The following is an 863-nucleotide window of genomic DNA, read 5'->3' on the forward strand; positions in this document are numbered from 1 at the left end:
CTGATCTGGATGGAAACCGGCACCCCGGACCTGGAACTGGCCCGCAAGTTCGCCGAAGCCGTCAAGGCCGAGTTCCCGGACCAGATGCTCTCCTACAACTGCTCGCCGTCGTTCAACTGGCGCAAGCACCTGGACGACGCCACCATCGCGAAGTTCCAGCGTGAACTCGGCGCCATGGGCTTCACATTCCAGTTCATCACCCTGGCCGGCTTCCACGCCCTGAACTACTCGATGTTCGACCTCGCCCACGGCTACGCCCGGGAAGGCATGAGCGCCTACGTCGAGCTCCAGGAAAAGGAATTCGCCTCCGAATCCCGCGGCTACACCGCAACCAAGCACCAGCGCGAAGTCGGCACCGGCTACTTCGACGACATCGCCACTGCGCTCAACCCGAACGCATCCACCCTCGCCCTGGTCGGATCGACCGAAGAGGGCCAGTTCCACTAAAACTTAGCGTTCGACGGCGGTTCGGTCGCCTTCGCCTTCGGACCGGCAATGCTCTGCCTGCTATCCCCATGCCCGCCCCAATGACCTCGTAGAACTCGGTCGGGGGCGGGCATAGGGCCCCTTTACGCAGGCTGCCGCATCACCGCTCCATCGGCTTTGCCGGCTCTTCGGCCTCGTGCCTCAGTCGCCACCCTGCCGCTACCCGCCGTCGAACTTCCCTTTCGTCTTTAAGGAGACTGAAATGAACAGCTTCACCGACTCTTTTACGATCAATGGCATTACGTTGACTGCCCAGCCGATCTGCCGGCAGGACGAGGTGCTCACCCCGGACGCCCTGGCGTTCGTGGCCAGGCTGCACCGGGCGACGGCGGCCCGGCGGCAGGAACTGCTGCAGGCACGCCGGACCCGGCGGGCGG

At 64.3% G+C, this 863-nt stretch carries 2 pseudogenes; both read left to right on the forward strand.

The annotated features are described in order from the left end of the window. A pseudogene (locus tag PV768_RS21830) lies at positions 1 to 447 on the forward strand (isocitrate lyase); the annotation flags it as partial. Between the two features lie 241 nt (positions 448 to 688). Then, positions 689 to 863, forward strand: a pseudogene (locus PV768_RS21835) (malate synthase A); the annotation flags it as partial.

Source organism: Pseudarthrobacter sp. CC4, assembly GCF_048957775.1.
Classification (GTDB): domain Bacteria; phylum Actinomycetota; class Actinomycetes; order Actinomycetales; family Micrococcaceae; genus Arthrobacter.